Origin of the sequence: Microbacterium sp. KRD172, from assembly GCF_017168295.1 — a bacterium.
GTDB classification, from domain to species: Bacteria; Actinomycetota; Actinomycetes; order Actinomycetales; family Microbacteriaceae; genus Microbacterium; species Microbacterium profundi.
Genome location: NZ_JABFAS010000002.1, coordinates 1,824,903 through 1,845,278, shown reverse-complemented (window position 1 = coordinate 1,845,278; position 20,376 = coordinate 1,824,903). Strand labels below are relative to the sequence as shown.

The following is a 20,376-nucleotide window of genomic DNA, read 5'->3' as shown; positions in this document are numbered from 1 at the left end:
AGGACGCCCGGATGCCCGTCACCCAGGAGATGCTCGCAGCCGAGCTGCGCGAGCGCCGCGCCACCGCCGCGCTCGGCGGCCCCGAGCCCTCTCGCACCCGACACGTCGCTCGCGGCAAGCTGCTGCCGAGGGAGAGGATCACGAGACTGCTCGATGAAGGCAGCCCGTTTCTCGAGGTGTCGCCGCTCGCCGCGGACGGGATGTACGGGGGAGAGGTGCCGGGGGCGGGCGTGATCGCCGGCATCGGCCTCGTGCACGGAAGACACGTGATGGTCGTCTGCAATGACGCGACGGTCAAGGGCGGAAGCTACCTGCCGCTCACCGTGAAGAAGCATCTTCGTGCGCAGGAGATCGCGCTCGAGAACAGGCTTCCCTGCCTCTACCTCGTCGACTCCGGCGGGGCGTTCCTGCCGAAGCAGGATGAGGTCTTCCCCGACCGTGAGCATTTCGGCCGCATCTTCTTCAACCAGGCGCGGATGAGTGCCGAGCGCATCCCGCAGCTGGCGGCAGTGCTCGGATCCTGCACCGCCGGCGGCGCGTATGTTCCCGCGATGAGTGACGAGACCGTGATCGTGCGGAACCAGGGCACGATCTTCCTCGGCGGGCCGCCCCTCGTCAAGGCCGCCATCGGTGAGATCGTCTCGGCGGAGGACCTCGGCGGCGGGGAGCTGCACGCCAGGCGCTCCGGTGTGGTCGATCACCTGGCCGAGGACGACGAGCATGCCCTCGAGATCCTCCGCGACATCGTCGCTACGCTGCCCTCCTCGAGCACACCGGCATGGGAGGTGGCGCCGTCCCGCGAACCCGCCGAGCAGTCCAGCCTCTACGACGTCGTCCCCGTCGACGTGAACGCCGCGTACGACGTGCACGAGGTGATCGACCGGCTCATCGACGCAGACACGTTCCGCGAGTTCAAGTCCGAGTACGCCGCGACGCTGGTGACCGGGTTCGCCAGGTTGCACGGGCATCGGATCGGCATCGTCGCGAACAACGGCGTGCTCTTCAGCGAGTCCGCGCTCAAGGGAGCGCACTTCATCGAGCTGTGCGATCAGCGCGGCATCCCGCTGCTGTTCCTGCAGAACATCACGGGATTCATGGTCGGATCAGAGGCTGAAGCGGGTGGCATCGCCAAGGACGGCGCGAAGATGGTCACAGCGGTCGCGACGACTCGGGTGCCGAAGCTCACCGTCATCATCGGCGGATCCTTCGGTGCTGGCAACTACTCGATGTGCGGTCGTGCGTACTCGCCGCGGTTCCTGTGGACCTGGCCGGCGAGCCGCATCTCGGTGATGGGCGGAAATCAGGCGGCGTCGGTGCTGGCGACCGTGAAGGACGACCAGCTGACTGCACGCGGAGAGAGCTGGAGCGCCGAGGAGCGCAGCGCGTTCGAAGAGCCGATCCGCGAGCAGTACGAGACGCAGGGCGAGCCCTATTACGCCACCGCACGGCTGTGGGATGACGGGATCGTCGACCCGGACGAGACCCGCGACCTGCTGGGCCTCGCACTCGACGTCGTCGCACGCAGCCCGCTGCCGGAGCCGCGCTTCGGCGTCTTCAGGATGTGATGAGCATGAACGACATGAACACGGTGCTGGTCGCCAATCGCGGTGAGATCGCCCGCCGCATCATCCGCACTCTGCGGGAGCAGGGACTGCGCAGCGTCGCGGTCTACAGCGAGGCGGATGCCGCGGCACCCCACGTCCGTGACGCGGACGACGCCGTCCTGATCGGGCCCGCGCCTGCGTCGGAGTCGTATCTCGACGTCGAAGCAGTGATCGGTGCGGCGAAACGGGTCGGTGCGGAGGCGATCCACCCCGGCTACGGGTTCCTCTCCGAGAGCGTTGCCCTCGCTGAGGCATGCGCGCGAGCGGGCATCATCTTCATCGGGCCCTCGACCATGGCCCTCCAGATCATGGGCGACAAGGCGAAGGCGCGAGACCACGTGGGCGCAAGCGGAGTCCCGGTGGTGCCCGGCTTCACAGCAGTGGGACTGACGGATGCCGAGATCACCGCTCGTGCGGACGAGATCGGATACCCGCTGCTGGTCAAGCCCAGCGCAGGCGGCGGCGGCAAGGGCATGGAGGCGGTCTCGGATGCCGGCGGACTCGCCGCAGCGCTCGCATCCGCCCGCCGCATCGCCAAGGCCGCGTTCGGCGACGACGCGCTCGTGCTGGAGCGGCTCATCCGCCGCCCTCGACACATCGAGGTGCAGGTCTTCGGCGACACCCACGGCACGGTCATCGCCCTGGGTGAGCGCGAGTGCACGTTGCAGCGAAGGCACCAGAAGGTCATCGAGGAAGCACCGTCTGCGGGCCTTCCGGACGGCCTCACCGAGCGGCTGTTCGATGCCGCGGTGCGAGCTGCCGAGAGCGTGTCGTACGTCGGCGCCGGTACGGTCGAGTTCCTCGTCGACGCCGACGCGCCAGACGACTTCTTCTTCATCGAGATGAACACGAGGCTGCAGGTCGAGCATCCGGTCACCGAAGCCGTCACCGGCCTGGACCTGGTGGCGCTGCAGCTCGATGTCGCAGCCGGTGGCGTGCTTGCGCCGCCGCCGGTGCTGAGCGGCCATGCCGTCGAGGCCCGTATCTATGCGGAGTCGCCCGAGCACGACTTCCTGCCGTCGACCGGCTCCGTGCTGCGCTTCACCGCGCCGCGCGGCGTGCGGGTGGATGCCGCGATCGAGACCGGCAGCGAGGTCACGGGGTTCTACGACCCGATGATCGCGAAGGTGATCGCCTTCGGCCCCGATCGCGAGACCGCGCTCGCCCGCCTCGACCAGGCACTTGCGGAGACGGTCGTTCTCGGCGTCGAGACGAATATCGCCTTCCTGCGGCAGCTTCTCACGAACGAGCGGGTCGTCAGCGGCGACCTCGACACCGGTCTGATCGAGACACTGCTGCCTGTGCGGTCGGCCGAGCCTTCCGCCGCCATGGTCGCTGCGGCGAAACAGGAGCTGCAGCACGAGACCGAGCGCGCAGAGGGACGTCTCGCGCCGGAGACTCGGTCTCGGCGTTCGGGCGGGGCGTGGGCCGCCCTCACCGATCGCGACGCGCGCGTTGTCGCATTCCTCACGGATGCGGATGAACTCATCGAGGGGACAGGAACGGGTGCGGACGCGAGGGAAGCCGTCGCGGCGACGGATGCCGACGGTGCGATCTGGGTGAGTGAGAACGGCCGCTCCGCGCGTCTTCGCCCCGTCGATCGCCGTGAGCGGATGCTGCTCCGCCTCGCTGCGCAGCATCCGGTCAGCACGGCGACGCACCCCGAAGCCCGCGCACCGATGCCTGGGAGCATCGTCGCCGTGCACGTCGAGGACGGCGCGACCGTGACAGCAGGCCAGCCTCTCGTCTCGATCGAGGCGATGAAGATGGAGCACCCGGTGCCGGCCCCGCACGACGGCGTCGTGCGTCTGCTGATGGCGGTCGGAGACCAGGCGAAGCGCGGCCAGGCCGTCGCAGTGGTGACACCCACCGAGGCGACGGCGTCGAACGACACCCCAGAAGGAGCAATCGCATGACCGAAGATCTCACTGCCGAAGAGGTCGAACTCGCCGCGATGGTGCGCGAGTTCGCCGACACCGTCGTCGCCCCGCAGTCGTATGAGGCCGATCGCACCCATACGCTGCCGATGGACGTCGTCCGCCAGATGGGGGAGCTGGGCCTGTTCGGGCTTCCGTTCCCCGAGGAGCTCGGCGGCCAGGGCGGCGACTACATGGCCCTCGGCCTCGCGATCGAGGCACTCGCCAGGGTCGATCAGTCGATCGCGATCACGCTGGAAGCCGGCGTCAGCCTCGGTGCCATGCCGATCTTCCGCTTCGGTGATGATGCGCAGAAGGCCGAGTACCTGCCAGACCTGCTCGCCGGACGGGCTCTTGCGGGCTTCGGTCTCACCGAGCCGGAAGCCGGCAGCGATGCCGGAGCGACGCGCACGACGGCTCGGCGCGAGGGCGATGAGTGGATCATCGACGGCACCAAGCAGTTCATCACGAACTCCGGCACACCGATCACCCGTTTCGTCACGGTCACGGCGGTCACCGGCATCCGCGAGAGCCGCAAGGAGATCTCCACCATCATCGTGCCGAACGGCACCCAGGGCTTCACAGTGGAGGCGCCGTACGACAAGGTCGGCTGGCGCGCATCCGACACGCATCCGCTGACGTTCGACGGCGCCAGGGTCCCGACGGAGAACCTGCTCGGTGTCGAGGGTCGCGGATTCCGCAACTTCCTCAGCATCCTCGACGAAGGCCGCATCGCGATCGCGGCGCTGTCCACCGGTGCTGCGGAAGGGTGCCTGGAAGCTGCGGTCGAGTATGCGAAGAGCCGCACCGTGTTCGGCAGCGCTCTGAGCACGAGGCAGAACGCGCAGTTCACCCTGGCGCGGATGCGCGTGCGAGTGCACACGGCTCGTCTCGCGTGGCATCACGCCGCGCGGCTCCGCGATGCGGGCGAGCCCTTCGCCGAGGCATCAGCGATCGCCAAACTCGTCGCCGGAGACGCCGCGATGGACAACGCCAGGGACGCGACGCAGATCTTCGGCGGCAACGGGTTCATGAACGAGTTCCCGGTCGCCCGTCACTACCGCGACTCGAAGATCCTCGAGATCGGCGAGGGGACCACCGAGGTGCAGCTGCTCGTGATCGCGCGGGCGCTGGGTCTCGCCGGGTAGCGTTTCAGCATGACCGACATCCTCCAGCGCGGACTGTACTTCGAGGAGTTCGAGGTCGGCGCCCGGTACCTGCACAGACCGGGTCGCACGGCGACCGAGGCCGACAACGTGCTCTTCACCACGCTGACCATGAACACGCAGGCGCTGCACCTGGACGCCGCCTTCGCTGCCGAGCAGGAGTTCGGGCAGCGCCTGATGAACTCGATGTGGACGCTGTCGACGATGGTCGGCGCGTCGGTCGCCCAATTGACGCAGGGTACGCTCGTCGCGCAGCTCGGGTTGGGTGAGATCGCGTTCCCGCACCCCTTGTTCGCCGGAGACACCCTCTACACCGAGAGCGTGGTGGCCGAGAAGAGGTTGTCGTCATCACGCACGGGGCAGGGCATCTGCACGATCGCGCATACCGGCCGCAATCAGGACGATGTCGTCGTCGCGAAGGCGGAACGCACAGTGCTCGTGCACTGCATGCCGGAAGGCGAGTCCGATGGTGTTTGAGCTCGGTCCCGCTCTGCTGTTCTGCCCCGCGGATCGGCCCGAGCGCTTCGAGAAGGCCCTCGAACGTGCCGATGCCGTGATCCTCGATCTCGAGGACGCCGTGGCTCCCGCAGACAAGGACGCAGCCCGGCGCAACCTGATCGACGCCGCGGTCGGAGCAGAGCGTGTGATCGTGCGCGTCAATGCTCCTGGCACGAGTGACTTCGCACGAGACCTCGCGGCGCTGGCTGACACGGATTTCCGTACGGTGATGGTCGCGAAGGCGGAGGACCCCGCGGCGTTGGACGCCTTCGATCAACGGTTCTCCCTCATCGCCCTGTGCGAGACCGCAGGCGGCGTCGCCGCAGCCGACCGGCTCGCCGCACACGATCGGGTCGTCGCGCTCATGTGGGGCGCAGAGGATCTGGTGGCGTCCCTCGGCGGAACGTCGAGCAGATATGCCGGCGGCCGTTATCGTGACGTCGCACGGTACGCGCGTTCGAGGGTCCTCGTGGAAGCCGGCGCGCAGGGCAAGGCGGCGATCGACGCGGTGCACATCGACATCGATGACGCGGACGGCCTGGAGCAGGAAGCGGCGGATGCCGTGGCATCCGGATTCCACGCCACGGCGTGCATCCACCCTGGTCAGGTTCCGATCATCCGTCGGGCGTACCTTCCGGATGCCGAGACCTCTGCCTGGGCGGAGGCCGTCATCGCTGCGGCAGAGGGGGAGCGGGGCGTGTTCCGGTTCCGTGGCCAGATGGTCGACGAACCGGTGCTGCGGCACGCACGAGCCGTGATCGCACGCTCCCGTCGCTGACTCCTGGTGATCCGCTCGTCCGCGGCGACGCGGGGTTCAGACGGTGACCGTCTCCAGAAGCCGGAGAATCCCTGGTGCGGCCTCGAACCGGTGCACGGATCCGTTCGCGAGCGGGGCGCCGGCCGGCGGCATCGTTCCGCCCGAGGCGTGGTCGAGCAGTGCGCGGATGACGCCTCCGTGCGCGACCACGATGACGGATTCCGCGGTCGGTGCCGAACGCCGGCGAGATGCCAGGGAGATCACGTCCAGGGCGGCGAGCGCACGCTCGGCGACCTGATCGAAGCTCTCCGCCTTCGGGACATCGGCGTGCCAGTCGCCGTAACGGTCGATGTAGTCCCCGACGAGCATCCCCTCGGCCTCGCCGAACTCCCGTTCGCGAAGGTCGGAGACCAGTTCGGGCTGAGCGAGGCCGATCGCGCCGGCGATGATCTGCGCCGTCTCACGGGCTCGTACGAGCGGACTCGCGTAGATCGCGTGATGCGTGGTGCCTGCGAGCAGCGCCGCTGCGGCGCGCGCGTGACCGCGACCGGTCTCGTTGAGCGGGATGTCCGTCGAGCCCTGGATGCGGCGATCCAGGTTCCAGTCGGTCTGACCATGGCGGACGAGGGTGATGAAGGTCACGTGAGAAGCTCCTGGAATGCGGGGAGGACGTCGCTCGTGCCGCCGGCGAGAGTCACGTCCGCCCACGGGTCGGCACGGGTGGGCTCGCGATTGACGATGATGAGCGGGATGTTGCGGCGACGGGCGCGCTCGATGAGCCGCACGCCCGAATTCACGACGAGCGAGGACCCGGCGACGATCAGCGCGTCGCTGGCGCGCAGAAGCGACTCGGCCGCACGGAAGCGGTCCGCGGGCACGTACTCGCCGAAGAAGACCACGTCGGGTTTCAGCATCCCGCCGCACACCGTGCACGTCGGTACGACGAAGTCCTCCGTGCTCTCCGGTGCGACGTCGCCGTCGGGGTTGAGCACGATGTTCTCCGGCACGGTGATCCAGGGATTGAGTTCTTCGATCTGCGTGGCGATGTCGCGGCGATCGAAGACCTGACCGCACCGCAGGCAGACGACGCGGCGCATTGTGCCGTGCACCTCGATCACTCGGCTGCTTCCTGCCCGCAGATGGAGTCCGTCGACGTTCTGGGTGATGACGCCTGTGGAGAGACCGTCGCGCTCCATCTCGGCGAGCGCGATGTGCCCGGCGTTCGGCTCGGCCTGTGCGAATGCGCGCCAGCCGAGGTGACCACCCACCCAATAACGTCGACGCGCGGCCTCATCCGAGAGATAGCGCTGACCGGTCATCGGGTCGGCCCTGGTCCGTGCACCCTCGCCGCGGTACGCGGGAATGCCGGAGTCCGTGGATATCCCGGCACCCGTGAGGACGGCGATCCTGCGTCCCCTCAGAAGGTCGACGGCTCTCGCTATGCCGGCAGACAGCTCGGCACTGGTCGTCATGCTCACGAATCCTCCCCGAGGGAGTCTACGGCGTGGCCGACGCATGGTGGACGTCCTTGCTCGGGCCCCTGACGATGGCAGAGTGTTCAACATGCCACTGGAGTACATCGCCGACGGTGCCGATCCTCGCCTTGCCGACTACCGGAACCTCACAGACACCGCGCTTCGGCGTGTCTCGGAACCGCGGGACGGGCTCTACATCGCCGAGTCGGTGAAGGTGATCCGGCGCGCGATCGACGCGGGTCACATTCCGCGCTCGGTCCTGACGCAGCGCAGGTGGATCGGCCAGGTCGAAGAGGCGCTCGGTGACCGTGACACGGCGATCTACGTCGTACCGGACGAAGTCGCCGAGCAGGTCACCGGCTACGCGGTGCATCGAGGCGCGCTGGCGTCGATGCACCGACCCGCCCTGCCGACGGTGGCGGAGGTGCTCGAAGGCGCAAGGCTCATCCTGGTGCTGGAGGATCTCATCGAGCACACCAACGTCGGCGCCGCGTTCCGCGCAGCCGCCGGACTCGGCGCCGATGCGGTGCTCGTCTCGCCGCGCTGCGCTGATCCGCTCTATCGACGCAGCGTCAAGGTGAGCATGGGCACGGTGTTCCAGGTGCCGTGGGCCCGGATCGGAGACTGGACGTCTGCCGTCGCCGATCTGCATGCGGCCGGGTTCGAGGTGGCAGCGCTCGCGCTCAGCGATGACGCGGTTCCCCTGCGCGAGTACGCGGCAGACCGCCCTGACAGGGTGGCGCTCGTCATGGGCACGGAGGGCGACGGCCTGTCGCGGGACGCTCTGGACGCAGCGGATGCCGTGGTCACGATCCCGATGCGCGCGGGCGTGGACTCGCTGAATGTCGCGTCCGCCGCAGCTGTCGCGCTGTGGGCGCTCGCGGACTGATTACTAGCTGTGCGGGCGGCTACTCGTTCCCGCGCTTCGAGTTGTCCGAGAACAGGATCGGCCCGGGCTCCGGCCGCTTCGCGGTGATGAGGTCGCCGGACGACTGGTGCCGCAGCCTCCGCAGCACCCAGGGCACGAGGTGCTCCCGCGCCCAGCCGAGGTCTTCAGCCCGTGCCGCCCGCCACGTCCGTGCCGGGCGGGGCTCTGGTTGCATCGGCTGCAGGTCGTTCGGCACGTTCAGAGAGCGCAGCACCATGCGGGCCACCTCGTGGTGCCCGAGCGCGTTGAAGTGCAATCGGTCATCGTCGAAGAACCGGGAATCCTGCACGGTCTTCAGTGCCCACTGATCCGCGACGATGCAGTCGTGCCGCTCGGCGATCGCGCGGATGTTCTCGTTGTAGATCGCCACCTTGCCGCGGAAGCGCCGGAAGACAGGTGTGAACCCGGTGTCGATTCCGGTGAAGACGACGATCGCGGCGCCGGTCGATGCAAGCCGGGCGACGGCGTCCTCGAGCTGATCCGCGATGGCATCCGGGTCCGTGCCGGGACGGATGACGTCGTTGCCGCCGGCGCAGATCGAGATGAGGTCGGGGCGCAGGGCGACGGCGGGTTCGATCTGGTCGGCGACGATCTGCGCGATGAGCTTTCCGCGCACGGCGAGGTTCGCATAGGCGAAGCCGTCGACTTGGCGCCCGAGCTCTTCCGCCACGCGGTCCGCCCAGCCGCGGTGCCCGTCGGGGACAGCGGGATCCGGGTCGCCGATGCCCTCTGTGAACGAATCGCCGATCGCGACGAATCGCCGCCAGGGGTGCGAAACCTCGTTCGCGACGTACGGCGTTCTGGGCGATTCCTCGTCGATCATCGATGCTCCTTCACTGCCTCGCGACCGGAACTGCGACCGCGCAGTGATCGAGCCTACTCGGCGATGACCGAACAGGGGAGGGCAGCGCGACAGTCATGATCCCGGCGCGGGGCGAAGTGTCGGCGGCACCGATTATCCTGGAACCGATGCTCTCTCCGTCCTTCCCCCAGCGCGCCCCGTGGGGAACGGCAGACAAGCTCCGTGCATGGCAGCGCGAGGCGCTGGACATCTACTTCCAGCGCGATCAGCGCGATTTCCTCGTCGCCGCGACACCGGGCGCAGGAAAGACGACCTTCGCGCTGACGCTCGCCGTCGAGCTGCTCCGCATGGGCGAGGTGAACCGCATCATCGTTGTGGCACCGACCGAGCACCTCAAGACCCAGTGGGCGGACGCGGCGTCGAAGGTGCACATCCGCCTCGACCCACGTTTCCGGAACAGTCACTGGGCGCCGTCGCGTCAGTATCACGGGGTCGTCGTCACGTACGCACAGGTCGCCGCGAAGTCGTCGGTGCACCGGCACCTCACTGAGGACGCGAAGACCCTTGTGATCCTCGACGAGGTGCATCACGGCGGCGATGCGCTCAGCTGGGGTGACGCGATCCGCGACGCCTACGGTCCGGCGAAGCGCCGTCTCTCGCTCTCCGGCACGCCATTTCGCAGCGACACGGCACCGATCCCGTTCGTGACGTACGCGCCGGACGAGTCCGGCGGCCGAGTGTCGTCGACCGACTACGCCTACGGCTACGGTCGCGCCCTTGCGGACGGCGTCGTGCGTCCGGTGCTGTTCCACATGTACTCGGGCAAGATGCGCTGGCGCACGAGCGCCGGCGACGAGCTCGAGGCGCATCTCGGGCAGGACAACACCAAGGACGTCAACTCCCAGGCGTGGCGCACAGCGCTCGACCCGGAGGGCGAGTGGATGCCTGCGGTGCTCTCGGCCGCCGACCGCCGGCTCACCGAGATCCGCCATCATGTGCCGGATGCCGGCGGCCTGGTGATCGCGACCGATCAGACGGTCGCCCGTGCGTACGCCAAGATCCTGCACAGCCTGACGGGTCAGCGACCGACCGTCGTGCTCTCCGACGAGGCAGCCGCTTCAGAGCGCATCGAGAAGTTCAGCGCCGACAACAGTCGCTGGATGGTGGCGGTGCGCATGGTCTCGGAGGGCGTGGACGTACCGCGCCTCGCCGTCGGTGTCTATGCGACGTCGTCATCGACGCCGCTGTTCTTCGCGCAGGCCATCGGGCGCTTCGTGCGAGCAAGACGTCGCGGCGAGGCGGCGAGCGTCTTCCTGCCGAATGTGCCGGTGCTGATGGGGCTCGCGAACGAGCTCGAGAAGCAGCGCGATCATGCCCTGGATCGCCAGACCAAGGATGAGGACGGTCTCGACGACTCGCTGCTGGAGAGCGCGAACCGCGAAGAAGAGGCTTCCGACGCGCTGACGCAGGAGTTCAGCTACCAGGCGATCTCGTCGCTCGCGCACTTCGACCGGGTCGTGTTCGAGGGGCAGGAGTTCGGTCAGCTCGCCGAACCTGGAACGCCGGAGGAGGAGGAGTTCATCGGCATCCCCGGTCTCCTCGAGCCCGAGCACGTGCACGAGCTGCTCATGCAGCGTCAGACCCGTCAGTCGAAGCTGCGTGAGGCGCGAGAGGCGGAGGCCGGCCCTGAGACGGTCACGACGCTGCCGGCGCCGCTGCACCGGACGATGCGCGAACAGCGTCAGCTCCTGAACAGTCTCGTCGGGCTGTATGCCAGGCAGGCGGGCGAGCCGCATGGCGCGGTGCACGCCGAGCTGCGCCGCATCTGCGGAGGCCCGGCCGTCGCGCAGGCGACCGTGACGCAGTTGCAGGCCCGCATCGAGGTGCTGCGCAAGCGCGTGCGCAAATAGCCCGCTGCTCCCTGAGCCCGTCGAAGGGTTAGGAACCCCGAAATGCTGGCAATACGGGGATTCCGGCGGTGTCGGCTCTGCCCGCTGGATACCGTTGAGGCTGCCCCGATCACTCACTGGAGGATTCATGACAGCGCCCGCTGCCGCCGAGCCGACCGCGGCCGATCGTCGCCGCTGGGCGAGGCACCTCGTCGAGGAGCGCTCCGAGGGGATGGTCTATCAGACGCTCGCCGCACGCAAGACGGGCGAGGAACGCGACATCCTGCAGAGCCTGGCCGATGCGGAGCGTCGCCATGAACAGCACTGGCTGGACCTGCTCGGCGGAGAACCGGGCAGGCTGCCCAAGGCCGGCATCCGCTCTCGACTGCTGGCCTGGATGGCCGGGCGGTTCGGCTCCATCTTCGTTCTCGTCCTCGCGCAGAGCGCTGAAGCGCGTTCGCCGTACGACACAGAGCAATACGCGACCGCGGCCATGCGTGCGGACGAGAAGATCCACCACGAGGTCGTCCGCGGCCTTGCGGCGCGCGGGCGGCGACGTCTCTCCGGTTCATTCCGTGCCGCCGTGTTCGGGGCCAACGACGGGCTGGTCAGCAACCTCGCGCTCGTCCTGGGTATCGGTGCGACGGGCGTCGGTTCGAGTTTCGTCCTGTTCAGCGGTGTCGCAGGCCTTCTCGCCGGCGCCTTGTCCATGGGCGCGGGGGAGTTCGTGTCGGTGCGGTCGCAGCGTGAACTGCTCGCCTCGACTGAGGCGAATGACGATGCGGCGCACTCCGCCGGAGACCTCGACATCGATGAGAACGAGCTCGCCCTGGTCTATCGCGCCCGCGGCATGGATCACACCGAGGCCCTCGCGCGGTCTCGTCGCATCATCGCGGCGGCCCAGGAGGGCGTGCGCCGCACCGCGACCGCACCGGTTCGTACGCAAGGCGCAGGCAGCGGTCACGACATCGTCGGAAGCGACTGGACGGCCGCGATCTCCAGCTTCTTCCTCTTCGTCTCCGGAGCGATCGTTCCGGTGCTGCCGTGGATCTTCGGCCTGCAGGGCATGACGGCCATCATCGTGGCGCTCGTCCTCGTCGGTATCGCACTCCTCGTGACAGGGGCGATGGTCGGGATCCTCTCCGGCGGGCCGCCGCTGCGCCGAGCGCTGCGCCAGCTGGCGATCGGTTTCGGCGCCGCTGCGATCACCTATCTGCTCGGCCTGGTCTTCGGAGTCGGCGCCGTCTGACCGTTTCAGCGGCATCCATGATCGTGAGACGGGCGTATGCAAAAAGCTCCGGAAGGCTCCTGGCCGAACCAGGATTCTTCCGGAGCTGTTCTGTGCGCGGAGGGGGACTTGAACCCCCACGCCCTTACGGGCACTACGACCTCAACGTAGCGCGTCTACCATTCCGCCACCCGCGCAGGTGGTGAAGAAGTCGTTGCCGACCGAAGAGAAACATTACCAGATGACGCAGGTGCGTTCGAACCGAGGACCGCCCCGGGCGTGCCGTGAGCATCAGCCCGGTTCGGTAGCCTGAGGGCATGTCTGACGCCGAACTGCCCGAGGTCGTTCGCATCGCGCGTGACCTGATCAGGATCGACACCTCGAACTTCGGCGGCGGAAGAGCCGAGGGCGAGCGCGAGGCCGCCGAGTACGTGGGCGGTTATCTGGAGCGTCTCGGCCTCACGCCCGAGTACTACGAGCCCATCCCGCGGCGCACCAACGTCATGGCCCGCGTGAAGGGTCGCGATTCGAGCAGACCGGCACTCGTCGTGCACGGTCACCTCGACGTCGTTCCGGCGATGGCTGAGGACTGGAGCGTGGATCCGTTCGCCGGTGAGGTGCGTGACGGGATGCTGTGGGGCCGCGGTGCGGTCGACATGAAGAACATGGACGCGATGATCCTCACCTCCGTCGCTGACATATTGCGCGCAGGGGAGCAGCCGGCGCGCGATCTCGTGCTGGTGTTCTTCGCCGATGAGGAGAACGGCGGCGTCGAGGGCTCTGCACTCGTCGTGAAGGACCGGCCAGAATGGTTCGCCGGGGCGACTGAGGCGATCAGCGAGGTCGGCGGGTACTCGATCACGGTCGACGAACGTCGTGCCTACCTGCTGCAGGTGGGGGAGAAGGCCCTCATCTGGATCCGCCTCGTCGCGAAGGGGCGTGCGGGGCACGGCAGCCGGCTTCACGAGGACAACGCCGTGGTGAAGCTCTCTGAGGCCGTCGCGGCGATCGGGCGCACACGATGGCCGATCCGGCTCACCGACACGACTCGAGCGCTTCTGCACGGCCTGAGCGATCTCACCGGTCGCTCCGTCGACGACCCTGACGCTCTCGCCGCGGCATCCGGTCCCGCTGAGGCGTTCCTGAGCTCGACGTTCCGTACGACGACCAACCCGACGGTGCTCACCGCGGGATACAAGCACAACGTGATCCCGGAGCGTGCCGAGGCGCTGATCGATGTGCGCGTGCTTCCGGGCACCGAGGACGAGGTGCTCGCCGAGCTGCAGCAGATCGTCGGAGACGACATCGTCATCGAGACGGTCGTGCGCGACATCGGCATGGAGACGCCGTTCGAAGGTGAGCTGGTGGAGGCGATGGTGCAGAGCCTCGCGCGCCACGACCCCGGCGTGCCGGTGATCCCGTATCTGCTCGGCGCGGGAACGGACAACAAGGCGCTCTCGACACTCGGGATCACCGGATACGGGTTCGCGCCGCTCCGCCTGCCTGCGGATCTCGACTTCACCGGGATGTTCCACGGTGTCGACGAACGCGTGCCCGTAGAATCGCTTGTCTTCGGTCAGCAGGTTCTGACCGATCTGCTGCGCTCGTACTGACGCGCTTCCCTGAATCAGAAGGCCCTCCATGCACCTGCTCGAAGCGCTGCTCCTCGGCGTCATCCAGGGACTCACCGAGTTCCTCCCGATCTCGTCCAGCGCCCATCTGCGCATCGTCGGCACCTTCACCGGTTCTGGCGAAGATCCGGGCGCCGCATTCACCGCGATCACCCAGATCGGAACAGAGGCCGCCGTGGTGGTGTTCTTCTGGCGTGACATCACTCGCATCATCGGCCACTGGTTCCGCTCGTTGACCGGGTCCCTCCCTCGCAACGATCCGGACGCCAGGATGGGCTGGTTGATCATCATCGGCAGCATCCCGATCGTCGTGTTGGGACTGCTGTTCCAGGATGAGATAGAGACCGTGCTGCGCTCGATGTGGATCGTGGCGATCATGCTGATCGTGTTCGGCATCCTGCTCGGCATCGCCGACCACGTCGGCGCGAAGCGCCGGAAGCTCGACCAGATCACCTATCCGCACGGCATCCTGTTCGGGTTCGCACAGGCTCTCGCTTTGATCCCCGGTGTCTCGCGCTCGGGCGGGACGATCACGATGGGGCTGTTCCTCGGATATGAGCGCGCCGCTGCTGCACGCTACGCGTTCCTGCTCGCCATCCCCGCTGTCTTCGGAAGCGGTTTCTTCCAGCTGTTCAAGAACTGGGACGCACCTGATCAGTACTTCTCACTCGGCGAGACCGTCGCAGCGACGGGCATCGCGTTCGTCGTCGCACTCGGCGTCATCGCGTTCTTCATGAACTGGATCTCCAAGCGCAGCTTCCTGCCGTTCGTGATCTACCGCATCCTGCTCGGCACGACGCTGCTCGTACTGCTGGGCACGGGCGTGATCTCGGGTTAGCGTTTGTGATCGCCGGGGCCGTCGCCCCGGCGGCGCAGGTAGCGTTCGAACGCCTGCGCGATCGCATCTCCTGATGCCTCGGGGGAGTCCCAGGTGTCGCGAGTGCGCTCGAGCTGGTGGATGTACTCCGTCATCTCCTCATCGTCCGCCGCCGCAGCGTCGATCGACGCCTCCCAGGTGGCGGCATCCGTGCGCAGACGATCGCGAGGCATGTCGACGCCGGTCATCTCCTCCAGGCGATCGAGCAGCGCCAGAGTCGCTTTGGGCGACGGCGCTGCCGATGCGACGTAATGCGGCACGCTCGCCCAGAGATTGGCCGTCGGGATGCCTGCACGCTCGGCGAAATGCTCGATCACGCTGAGGATCCCGACAGGGCCCTCGTAGAGCGAACGTTCCAGACCGAGGGAATCGCGCACCTGCTCGTTCGCGCTCGACGCGAAGATCGAGATCGGCCTGGTATGCGGCACATCTGAGAGCATCGCGCCGAGGGTGATGAACCCGGTGACGTCGTCGCGCAGCGCGATGTCGATGAACTCGTTGGCGAAAGCCTGCCAGGTACGAGCGGGCTCAACGCCGGTCAGAAGCCAGAACTCGGGCGCGCCGTCGGCAGACGGTGCGGCAGGACGCCAGAGCGCCGCTTCCGGCCAGCGCAGATCCCGGCGACCGGTGGCGTCCATCCTGGTCGACGGACGTGTGTACTGGTAGTCGAAGTACAGCTCGGGGTCGACCGTGTGCACGAGCTCGTAGTCCGTGCTGTCGCGCAGCATCTCGATCGCGCCGCTCGCTGCTTCGCCGGCGTCGTTCCAGCCATCGAACGCGACGACGACGATGCGGTTTCCCAGTGCATCCATCGAGTTCTCCTCCCATCGCGAACGCAGGTATCCCTCCAGGCTAGCTTCTGGGCGGCGGTATGGGACACCGGCCGGGCTAGCATGGAGAAGTGAGTCAAAAGCCCCGCGCGGTCCTCTGGGACATGGATGGAACACTGGTCGACACCGAGCCTTATTGGATGGCAGCGGAGACCGCGATGGTGCAATCCTTCGGCGGCACCTGGTCGCACGAGCAGGCGCTGCAGCTCGTGGGAAAGGGGCTGCTCGACAGCGCGATGCTGCTCAGGGCCGCCGGCGTCGACATGGAGCCCGAAGCGATCGTCGACCGGCTCACGGACGACGTGCGCACGGCCCTGGCGACGCAGGGTGTGCCCTTCCGCCCCGGCGCGAGAGAACTGCTCCGCGATCTTCATGCCCACGGCATCCGCACCGCTCTCGTGACGATGTCGCTGCGGCGGATGGCGCTCAGCGTCGTCGAGCTCATCGAGTTCGACGCGTTCGAGGAGGTCGTGGCCGGCGACGACGTCGAACAGCCGAAACCGCATCCGGAACCGTACCTGAAGGCGGCCGGCCTGCTCGACATCGACATCGCGGACGCAGTGGTGATCGAGGATTCCCCGACGGGCCTGCGCGCCGGTCTCGCATCGGGCGCCGTGACACTCGGCGTGCCGCACATGGTGCCTCTCGACGAGGTGGGCGCGCACGCGCTCTGGCCCACGCTCGAGGATCGCACGGCTCAGGACATCATCGAACTGTACGCCTCGTCGAAGGCCTCGCAGACAGCGGGAGCGCTGCGATGACGCTCTCATCCTCGCGTCAGAGCGGACCGTTCCGCGACGGCGACCGTGTGCAGCTCACCGGACCCAAGAACCGGCTCCACACTGTCACGCTCAGCGAAGGCGGCGAGCTGCACACTCATCACGGCGTGCTCAGGCACCGCGACCTGATCGGACTGCCAGACGGCTCGGTGGTCGCCAACAGCTCAGGGCACGAGTACCTCGCGCTTCGTCCTCTGCTGCGCGACTTCGCGATGTCGATGCCGCGCGGAGCCGCGATCGTGTACCCGAAGGATGCTGCGCAGATCGTGATGCAGGCCGACATCTTCCCCGGTGCGACCGTCGTCGAAGCGGGTGTCGGATCGGGCGCGCTTTCGCTCTCGCTGCTGCGCGCGGTGGGGCCGGCCGGCACTCTCGTCTCATTCGAGCGACGTGAGGACTTCGCAGAGGTCGCGAAGGCGAACGTCGAGACCTTCTTCGGAGAATCGCCCGACACCTGGCGCGTCGTGGTCGGTGATCTGCTCGAGGCTCTTCCGGTCGAGCTTCCCGCCGGCACCGTCGATCGAGTGGTTCTCGACATGCTCGCACCGTGGGAGGTCATGGACGTCGTCGCCGACGCACTGACCCCTGGCGGAGTAGTGCTCTGTTACGTGGCGACGGCCACCCAGCTCTCGCGCGTCGCGGAGTTCATCCGCGGCACCGGACTGTTCACCGACCCCGATGCCTCCGAGACGATGGTGCGGGGCTGGCACGTGGAGGGCCTCGCCGTGCGTCCCGATCATCGGATGGTCGCGCACACCGGATTCCTGCTCACCGCCCGTCGACTCGCACCCGGAACGATCGCCCCTGAGATCAAGCGGCGCGCGTCGAAGTCCAGCTACGGCGATCACGACGTCGAGCAATGGACGCCTGGGGCGGTCGGAGACCGTGAGATCACGGACAAGAATCTGCGAAAGCGGGTACGCGAGGCCACCAAGGCCGCAGACGGAGCGCGCCGTGCGTCGGCGTCGCGCGATTCCGAAGAGCGTTCGCAATAGACTGGAGAGCGTGCGTAAAACGTCTGCCGCTCTGGCCACACTCAGTCTCGCCCTCGTCGCCCTGACGGGGTGCGCCACTGCGCCCGCATTCAGCGGCGCCGCATGCGATCGTGATGCAGCGACGAGCGGGATCGACGACATCGCGACGATCACCGGGGATGTGGGCGAAACTCCGGATGTCGAGCTGTTCACTCCGGTCGGAGCGCAGAAGAGCTCGTTCAGTGACGTCGTCGTCGGCGACGGCCTGGCGCTCACGAGCCCGACGCAGAGTGCTGTGATCGAGTTCGCGCTCTACTCCGGCAAGACCGGTGAGTCAGTCGCTGGCACCGCATTCGACGAGGAGCAGGCTCAGCTCGTGAGCATCGACTACTGGGCTCAGCGGGTTCCCGCCTTCGGCAAGGCGCTGGAATGCGCGACCGAAGGCAGCCGCGTGCTGTCGGTCATCTCTCCCGAGGACTTCGGTGCCCAGAACCTGGCCGGATTCGGACTGGGCGAGGACGATCCGGTCGTCGCGGTGTTCGACGTCGTCAAGGTATTCCCGTCGAAGGCCCAGGGCGCCCCGCAGTACAACGACGCGTCCGGAATGCCGACCGTCGTTCGCGCGGCAGACGGACGCCCAGGGATCATCGTTCCCGACAGCGCCGCTCCCACCGATCTCGTCGTGCAGACCCTCATCAAGGGCGACGGTGAGAAGGTCGCAGACGACGACACCGTGCTCGTGAACTACACCGGCGTGACGTGGGCTGACAAGGCAGTGTTCGACTCGTCGTGGGACGGCGGCGCGACGCCATTCGACCTCACCGCGCTGATCCCCGGCATGACGCAGGGCCTGGTAGGGCAGACCGTCGGGTCGCAGGTGCTCATCGTCGTTCCCCCTGAGCTCGGCTATGGCGAGGCGGGCAGCGGCGCCGTTCCCGCGAACTCCACGCTCGTCTTCGTCGTCGACATCCTCGGCACCGATCCGCCAGCGGCCCCCGCACAGTGATGGCCGCCCGGATCCCGCCCGAAGAGCGTCAGACGAATCTCGTCGTGGCGTTGATGGCCACGGAGATCGGGCTCACCAAGCAGCAGATCCTCGACAACATCTCGGGGTACCGGCAGCGGGCTGATGCCGGCACGCGCGCGGATGCGCTGGAGAAGATGTTCGAGAGGGACAAGGACGAGCTGCGCACGCTCGGTGTCCCGATCGAGACGATCGGCGACCCCGGCGATCCCAACGACCTCCGTGAGGCGAGGTATCGCATTCCGAAGGCCGAGTACGACCTGCCGGCGGACATCGAGTTCAGCGCGGCAGAGCTCGCGGTCCTCACCCTGGCGGGCAGCGTCTGGAGTGCGGAGTCCTCCTCGGCGGATGCGCAGGCAGGAGTGCGGAAGATCCGCGCTCTGGGTATCGACGGCGACGAGCCGATCATCGGCTTCGCGCCTCGCATCACGGTGCGCGACGCGAGCTTCGCGCCGCTGCAGAGTGCGATCGAGGACTGCCGCGTCGTGACCTTCGACTACCTCAAGCCGGGGGAGGAGGCGCCGCGTCGCAGGCGCGTCGAACCGCTCGCGCTGCTCGACTACGAGGCGCGCTGGCACGTCTACGGCATCGACCTCGATGTGGACGACGAGCGCACCTTCCTGCTCAGCCGGATCGTGGGCGATGTCACCGCGACGAAGCAGTCATTCGACGCCGGACTGCGGGAGGGCGCAGGCGAACGCGCGCTGGCGGGCCTCGAAGCCGTCGCAGCCCGCAACTCCGCACTGCTCGAGATCACTCCGGGGACCGAGGCCGCTCTGCGGCTCGGCCGGCGCGCGACCGCGCAGGTGCAGGGCTTCAGCGTGCCGTTCGTCGATGTGCACATCTTCGCCGATGAGCTCGCCTCGTACGGCCCGGAGGTGCGCGTGGTGGAGCCCGCCGTATTGAGAGACGCCGTGATCGCTCGACTGGAAGCGACGATCGCTGCGCACACCGATGCCGTCGGCGTCGATGCGGTTCGTGCGGAACGAGGGGTGCGCTGATGGCGGACAAACCGAAACCCCTGCTCGCATCCGACCGTGTGCGCGCCTATCTCACGCTGGTGCCGTATCTGCTCGAGCGGGGCCAGGTCACGCTCGCCGAGGCCTCCGACGAGTTCGGTGTCACGGTCGACGAGATGCGCAGCATGGTGGAGAAGCTCACAGTGATCGGGTTGCCTGGCGACGCGGGGTACTGGCAGCAACCGCATGAGATGTTCGACATCAACTGGGACCTCCTCGACGAAGAGGGCGTCATCGAGATCACGAACGACGTCGGACTCCGCCGAGTGCCGCGATTCACCGCCCGCGAGGCCGCCGCGCTGCTTGCCGGCCTTCAGGTCGTCGCCGCCGTGCCTGCCGTCTCGGATTCGGGGCTGGTCGCCGGGCTCCTCGCGAAGCTCTCACGGGCTTCGGCGAACGCACCGGCGGAGGTCGTCATCGCTCCGGACACGGTCGACGCTGTGCGTGACGCCGTGTCGAGCGCGCTGAGTCGCGGAGTCGCGGTGTCGTTCCGCTATCAAGCGCCGGATGCTGCGGCCACGACCCGCACTGTCGACCCTGTGCAGGTGCTCATCACCGGCGGACAGTGGTATCTGCAGGGCTGGTGCCATCTTCGCCAGGCGATGCGCACCTTCCACCTGGATCGCGTCAGCGAGCCCGAACTCACCGATATCCCGATCACGCACGCGGACGAACTCCTCCCCGAAGCCTTCACCGAGATCGGCGACGACGATGAGGTCACGGTGCGACTTCCAGAGCGCCTGGTGCCTCTGCTCGGAGACTACGTGCGCGCAGACAATTCAGAAGTCCACGCCGGTGTCGTCACCGTGCGGATACCGATCGCGGATCCACGGAGCATCAAACGTGTCGCTGGTCGTTTCCAAGGGCGTCTCGAAGTCCAGCATCCCGACTTCGCTCGTGCGGCGACGAGGGACTGGGCAGCGGACGCGCTCGCGCTGTACCGTCACCCATAACGCTTCATCCGCAGGTAGACTGCACG

Annotated in this window: 19 protein-coding genes and 1 tRNA gene; 15 read left to right on the top strand and 5 right to left on the bottom strand. The window is 67.6% G+C overall.

Annotated elements, in window-relative coordinates:
• Positions 1 to 11: 11 nt before the first annotated feature.
• Genes J1M43_RS09285 through J1M43_RS09265 form a run of 5 tightly spaced genes read left to right on the top strand, consistent with a single transcriptional unit; the run spans position 12 to position 5,962 of the window.
• A complete protein-coding gene (locus J1M43_RS09285; protein WP_206476529.1) occupies positions 12 to 1,565 on the top strand; it encodes a carboxyl transferase domain-containing protein in 1,554 nt (517 codons plus the stop codon).
• The gene (locus J1M43_RS09280) at positions 1,565 to 3,520 is read left to right on the top strand and encodes a biotin carboxylase N-terminal domain-containing protein (protein ID WP_374058520.1); all 1,956 of its coding nucleotides are present in this window, start codon (positions 1,565 to 1,567) and stop codon (positions 3,518 to 3,520) included. Before J1M43_RS09285 ends, J1M43_RS09280 begins: the two co-directional genes overlap by 1 nt.
• Complete coding sequence (locus J1M43_RS09275; protein WP_206476527.1) at positions 3,517 to 4,668, top strand: acyl-CoA dehydrogenase family protein; 1,152 nt, start codon at positions 3,517 to 3,519, stop codon at positions 4,666 to 4,668. The genes J1M43_RS09280 and J1M43_RS09275 overlap by 4 nt, the downstream gene beginning before the upstream one ends.
• 9 nt (positions 4,669 to 4,677) lie before the next feature.
• Positions 4,678 to 5,163, top strand: a complete 486-nt coding sequence (locus J1M43_RS09270) for a MaoC family dehydratase (protein ID WP_206476526.1) — start codon at positions 4,678 to 4,680, stop codon at positions 5,161 to 5,163.
• On the top strand, positions 5,153 to 5,962 hold the full coding sequence (locus tag J1M43_RS09265) for a CoA ester lyase (protein WP_206476525.1): 810 nt from the start codon (positions 5,153 to 5,155) through the stop codon (positions 5,960 to 5,962). The genes J1M43_RS09270 and J1M43_RS09265 overlap by 11 nt, the downstream gene beginning before the upstream one ends.
• Positions 5,963 to 5,998: 36 nt before the next feature.
• On the opposite strand, the gene J1M43_RS09260 is transcribed toward J1M43_RS09265, so the two are convergent.
• Positions 5,999 to 6,583 carry a histidine phosphatase family protein gene (locus tag J1M43_RS09260; RefSeq protein ID WP_033107011.1) on the bottom strand — a complete coding sequence of 195 codons (585 nt, stop codon included), beginning with the start codon at positions 6,581 to 6,583 and terminating at the stop codon, positions 5,999 to 6,001.
• The gene (locus J1M43_RS09255) at positions 6,580 to 7,413 is read right to left on the bottom strand and encodes a Sir2 family NAD-dependent protein deacetylase (protein ID WP_033107012.1); all 834 of its coding nucleotides are present in this window, start codon (positions 7,411 to 7,413) and stop codon (positions 6,580 to 6,582) included. The genes J1M43_RS09260 and J1M43_RS09255 overlap by 4 nt, the downstream gene beginning before the upstream one ends.
• A gap of 91 nt (positions 7,414 to 7,504) precedes the next feature.
• Between J1M43_RS09255 and J1M43_RS09250 the strand changes: the two genes are divergently transcribed.
• A complete protein-coding gene (locus tag J1M43_RS09250; RefSeq protein ID WP_206476524.1) occupies positions 7,505 to 8,305 on the top strand; it encodes an RNA methyltransferase in 801 nt (266 codons plus the stop codon).
• 19 nt (positions 8,306 to 8,324) lie between these two features.
• On the opposite strand, the gene J1M43_RS09245 is transcribed toward J1M43_RS09250, so the two are convergent.
• Positions 8,325 to 9,167: an SGNH/GDSL hydrolase family protein gene (locus J1M43_RS09245; RefSeq protein ID WP_033107013.1), complete on the bottom strand. Its 843-nt coding sequence runs from the start codon at positions 9,165 to 9,167 to the stop codon at positions 8,325 to 8,327.
• A 146-nt stretch (positions 9,168 to 9,313) separates the two neighbouring features.
• Between J1M43_RS09245 and J1M43_RS09240 the strand changes: the two genes are divergently transcribed.
• Together J1M43_RS09240 and J1M43_RS09235 are read left to right on the top strand one after the other, a co-directional pair.
• Entirely contained in the window at positions 9,314 to 11,056 is a 1,743-nt protein-coding gene (locus J1M43_RS09240; RefSeq protein ID WP_206476523.1) for a DEAD/DEAH box helicase, read from the top strand.
• A 127-nt stretch (positions 11,057 to 11,183) separates the two neighbouring features.
• Positions 11,184 to 12,284: a VIT1/CCC1 family protein gene (locus J1M43_RS09235; RefSeq protein WP_206476522.1), complete on the top strand. Its 1,101-nt coding sequence runs from the start codon at positions 11,184 to 11,186 to the stop codon at positions 12,282 to 12,284.
• 93 nt (positions 12,285 to 12,377) lie between these two features.
• Here J1M43_RS09235 and J1M43_RS09230 read toward each other — a convergent pair.
• Positions 12,378 to 12,460, bottom strand: a tRNA-Leu gene (locus tag J1M43_RS09230).
• 120 nt (positions 12,461 to 12,580) lie between these two features.
• On the opposite strand from J1M43_RS09230, the gene J1M43_RS09225 reads away from it, so the two are divergent.
• Together J1M43_RS09225 and J1M43_RS09220 are read left to right on the top strand one after the other, a co-directional pair.
• Positions 12,581 to 13,876: a M20/M25/M40 family metallo-hydrolase gene (locus tag J1M43_RS09225; RefSeq protein WP_033107016.1), complete on the top strand. Its 1,296-nt coding sequence runs from the start codon at positions 12,581 to 12,583 to the stop codon at positions 13,874 to 13,876.
• A gap of 28 nt (positions 13,877 to 13,904) precedes the next feature.
• Positions 13,905 to 14,732, top strand: a complete 828-nt coding sequence (locus J1M43_RS09220; protein ID WP_206476521.1) for an undecaprenyl-diphosphate phosphatase — start codon at positions 13,905 to 13,907, stop codon at positions 14,730 to 14,732.
• On the opposite strand, the gene J1M43_RS09215 is transcribed toward J1M43_RS09220, so the two are convergent.
• A complete protein-coding gene (locus J1M43_RS09215) occupies positions 14,729 to 15,583 on the bottom strand; it encodes a PAC2 family protein (RefSeq protein WP_033107018.1) in 855 nt (284 codons plus the stop codon). The two genes, J1M43_RS09220 and J1M43_RS09215, sit on opposite strands and share 4 nt — an antisense overlap.
• A gap of 89 nt (positions 15,584 to 15,672) precedes the next feature.
• Here J1M43_RS09215 and J1M43_RS09210 point away from each other — a divergent pair, with 89 nt between their 5' ends.
• The 5 genes from J1M43_RS09210 to J1M43_RS09190 are packed head-to-tail and all read left to right on the top strand — an operon-like array spanning position 15,673 to position 20,350.
• Positions 15,673 to 16,362, top strand: a complete 690-nt coding sequence (locus tag J1M43_RS09210) for an HAD family phosphatase (protein ID WP_268746250.1) — start codon at positions 15,673 to 15,675, stop codon at positions 16,360 to 16,362.
• Positions 16,359 to 17,375 carry a tRNA (adenine-N1)-methyltransferase gene (locus J1M43_RS09205; RefSeq protein WP_033107020.1) on the top strand — a complete coding sequence of 339 codons (1,017 nt, stop codon included), beginning with the start codon at positions 16,359 to 16,361 and terminating at the stop codon, positions 17,373 to 17,375. Before J1M43_RS09210 ends, J1M43_RS09205 begins: the two co-directional genes overlap by 4 nt.
• Positions 17,376 to 17,385: 10 nt before the next feature.
• A complete protein-coding gene (locus tag J1M43_RS17090; RefSeq protein ID WP_206476520.1) occupies positions 17,386 to 18,360 on the top strand; it encodes an FKBP-type peptidyl-prolyl cis-trans isomerase in 975 nt (324 codons plus the stop codon).
• On the top strand, positions 18,360 to 19,379 hold the full coding sequence (locus J1M43_RS09195; RefSeq protein WP_206476519.1) for a YafY family protein: 1,020 nt from the start codon (positions 18,360 to 18,362) through the stop codon (positions 19,377 to 19,379). Before J1M43_RS17090 ends, J1M43_RS09195 begins: the two co-directional genes overlap by 1 nt.
• The gene (locus tag J1M43_RS09190) at positions 19,379 to 20,350 is read left to right on the top strand and encodes a YafY family protein (protein ID WP_206476518.1); all 972 of its coding nucleotides are present in this window, start codon (positions 19,379 to 19,381) and stop codon (positions 20,348 to 20,350) included. Before J1M43_RS09195 ends, J1M43_RS09190 begins: the two co-directional genes overlap by 1 nt.
• Positions 20,351 to 20,376 lie beyond the last annotated feature (26 nt).

Bases quoted from the DNA above. Each gene is read 5' to 3' on its own strand.
- J1M43_RS09285 (WP_206476529.1), top strand. From the start codon at position 12: ATGCCCGTCACCCAGGAGATGCTCGCAGCCGAGCTGCGCGAGCGCCGC.
- J1M43_RS09280 (WP_374058520.1), top strand. From the start codon at position 1,565: ATGAGCATGAACGACATGAACACGGTGCTGGTCGCCAATCGCGGTGAG.
- J1M43_RS09275 (WP_206476527.1), top strand. From the start codon at position 3,517: ATGACCGAAGATCTCACTGCCGAAGAGGTCGAACTCGCCGCGATGGTG.
- J1M43_RS09270 (WP_206476526.1), top strand. From the start codon at position 4,678: ATGACCGACATCCTCCAGCGCGGACTGTACTTCGAGGAGTTCGAGGTC.
- J1M43_RS09265 (WP_206476525.1), top strand. From the start codon at position 5,153: ATGGTGTTTGAGCTCGGTCCCGCTCTGCTGTTCTGCCCCGCGGATCGG.
- J1M43_RS09255 (WP_033107012.1), bottom strand. From the start codon at position 7,413: ATGACGACCAGTGCCGAGCTGTCTGCCGGCATAGCGAGAGCCGTCGAC.
- J1M43_RS09250 (WP_206476524.1), top strand. From the start codon at position 7,505: ATGCCACTGGAGTACATCGCCGACGGTGCCGATCCTCGCCTTGCCGAC.
- J1M43_RS09245 (WP_033107013.1), bottom strand. From the start codon at position 9,167: ATGATCGACGAGGAATCGCCCAGAACGCCGTACGTCGCGAACGAGGTT.
- J1M43_RS09240 (WP_206476523.1), top strand. From the start codon at position 9,314: ATGCTCTCTCCGTCCTTCCCCCAGCGCGCCCCGTGGGGAACGGCAGAC.
- J1M43_RS09235 (WP_206476522.1), top strand. From the start codon at position 11,184: ATGACAGCGCCCGCTGCCGCCGAGCCGACCGCGGCCGATCGTCGCCGC.
- J1M43_RS09225 (WP_033107016.1), top strand. From the start codon at position 12,581: ATGTCTGACGCCGAACTGCCCGAGGTCGTTCGCATCGCGCGTGACCTG.
- J1M43_RS09220 (WP_206476521.1), top strand. From the start codon at position 13,905: ATGCACCTGCTCGAAGCGCTGCTCCTCGGCGTCATCCAGGGACTCACC.
- J1M43_RS09215 (WP_033107018.1), bottom strand. From the start codon at position 15,583: ATGGATGCACTGGGAAACCGCATCGTCGTCGTCGCGTTCGATGGCTGG.
- J1M43_RS09205 (WP_033107020.1), top strand. From the start codon at position 16,359: ATGACGCTCTCATCCTCGCGTCAGAGCGGACCGTTCCGCGACGGCGAC.
- J1M43_RS09195 (WP_206476519.1), top strand. From the start codon at position 18,360: ATGGCCGCCCGGATCCCGCCCGAAGAGCGTCAGACGAATCTCGTCGTG.
- J1M43_RS09190 (WP_206476518.1), top strand. From the start codon at position 19,379: ATGGCGGACAAACCGAAACCCCTGCTCGCATCCGACCGTGTGCGCGCC.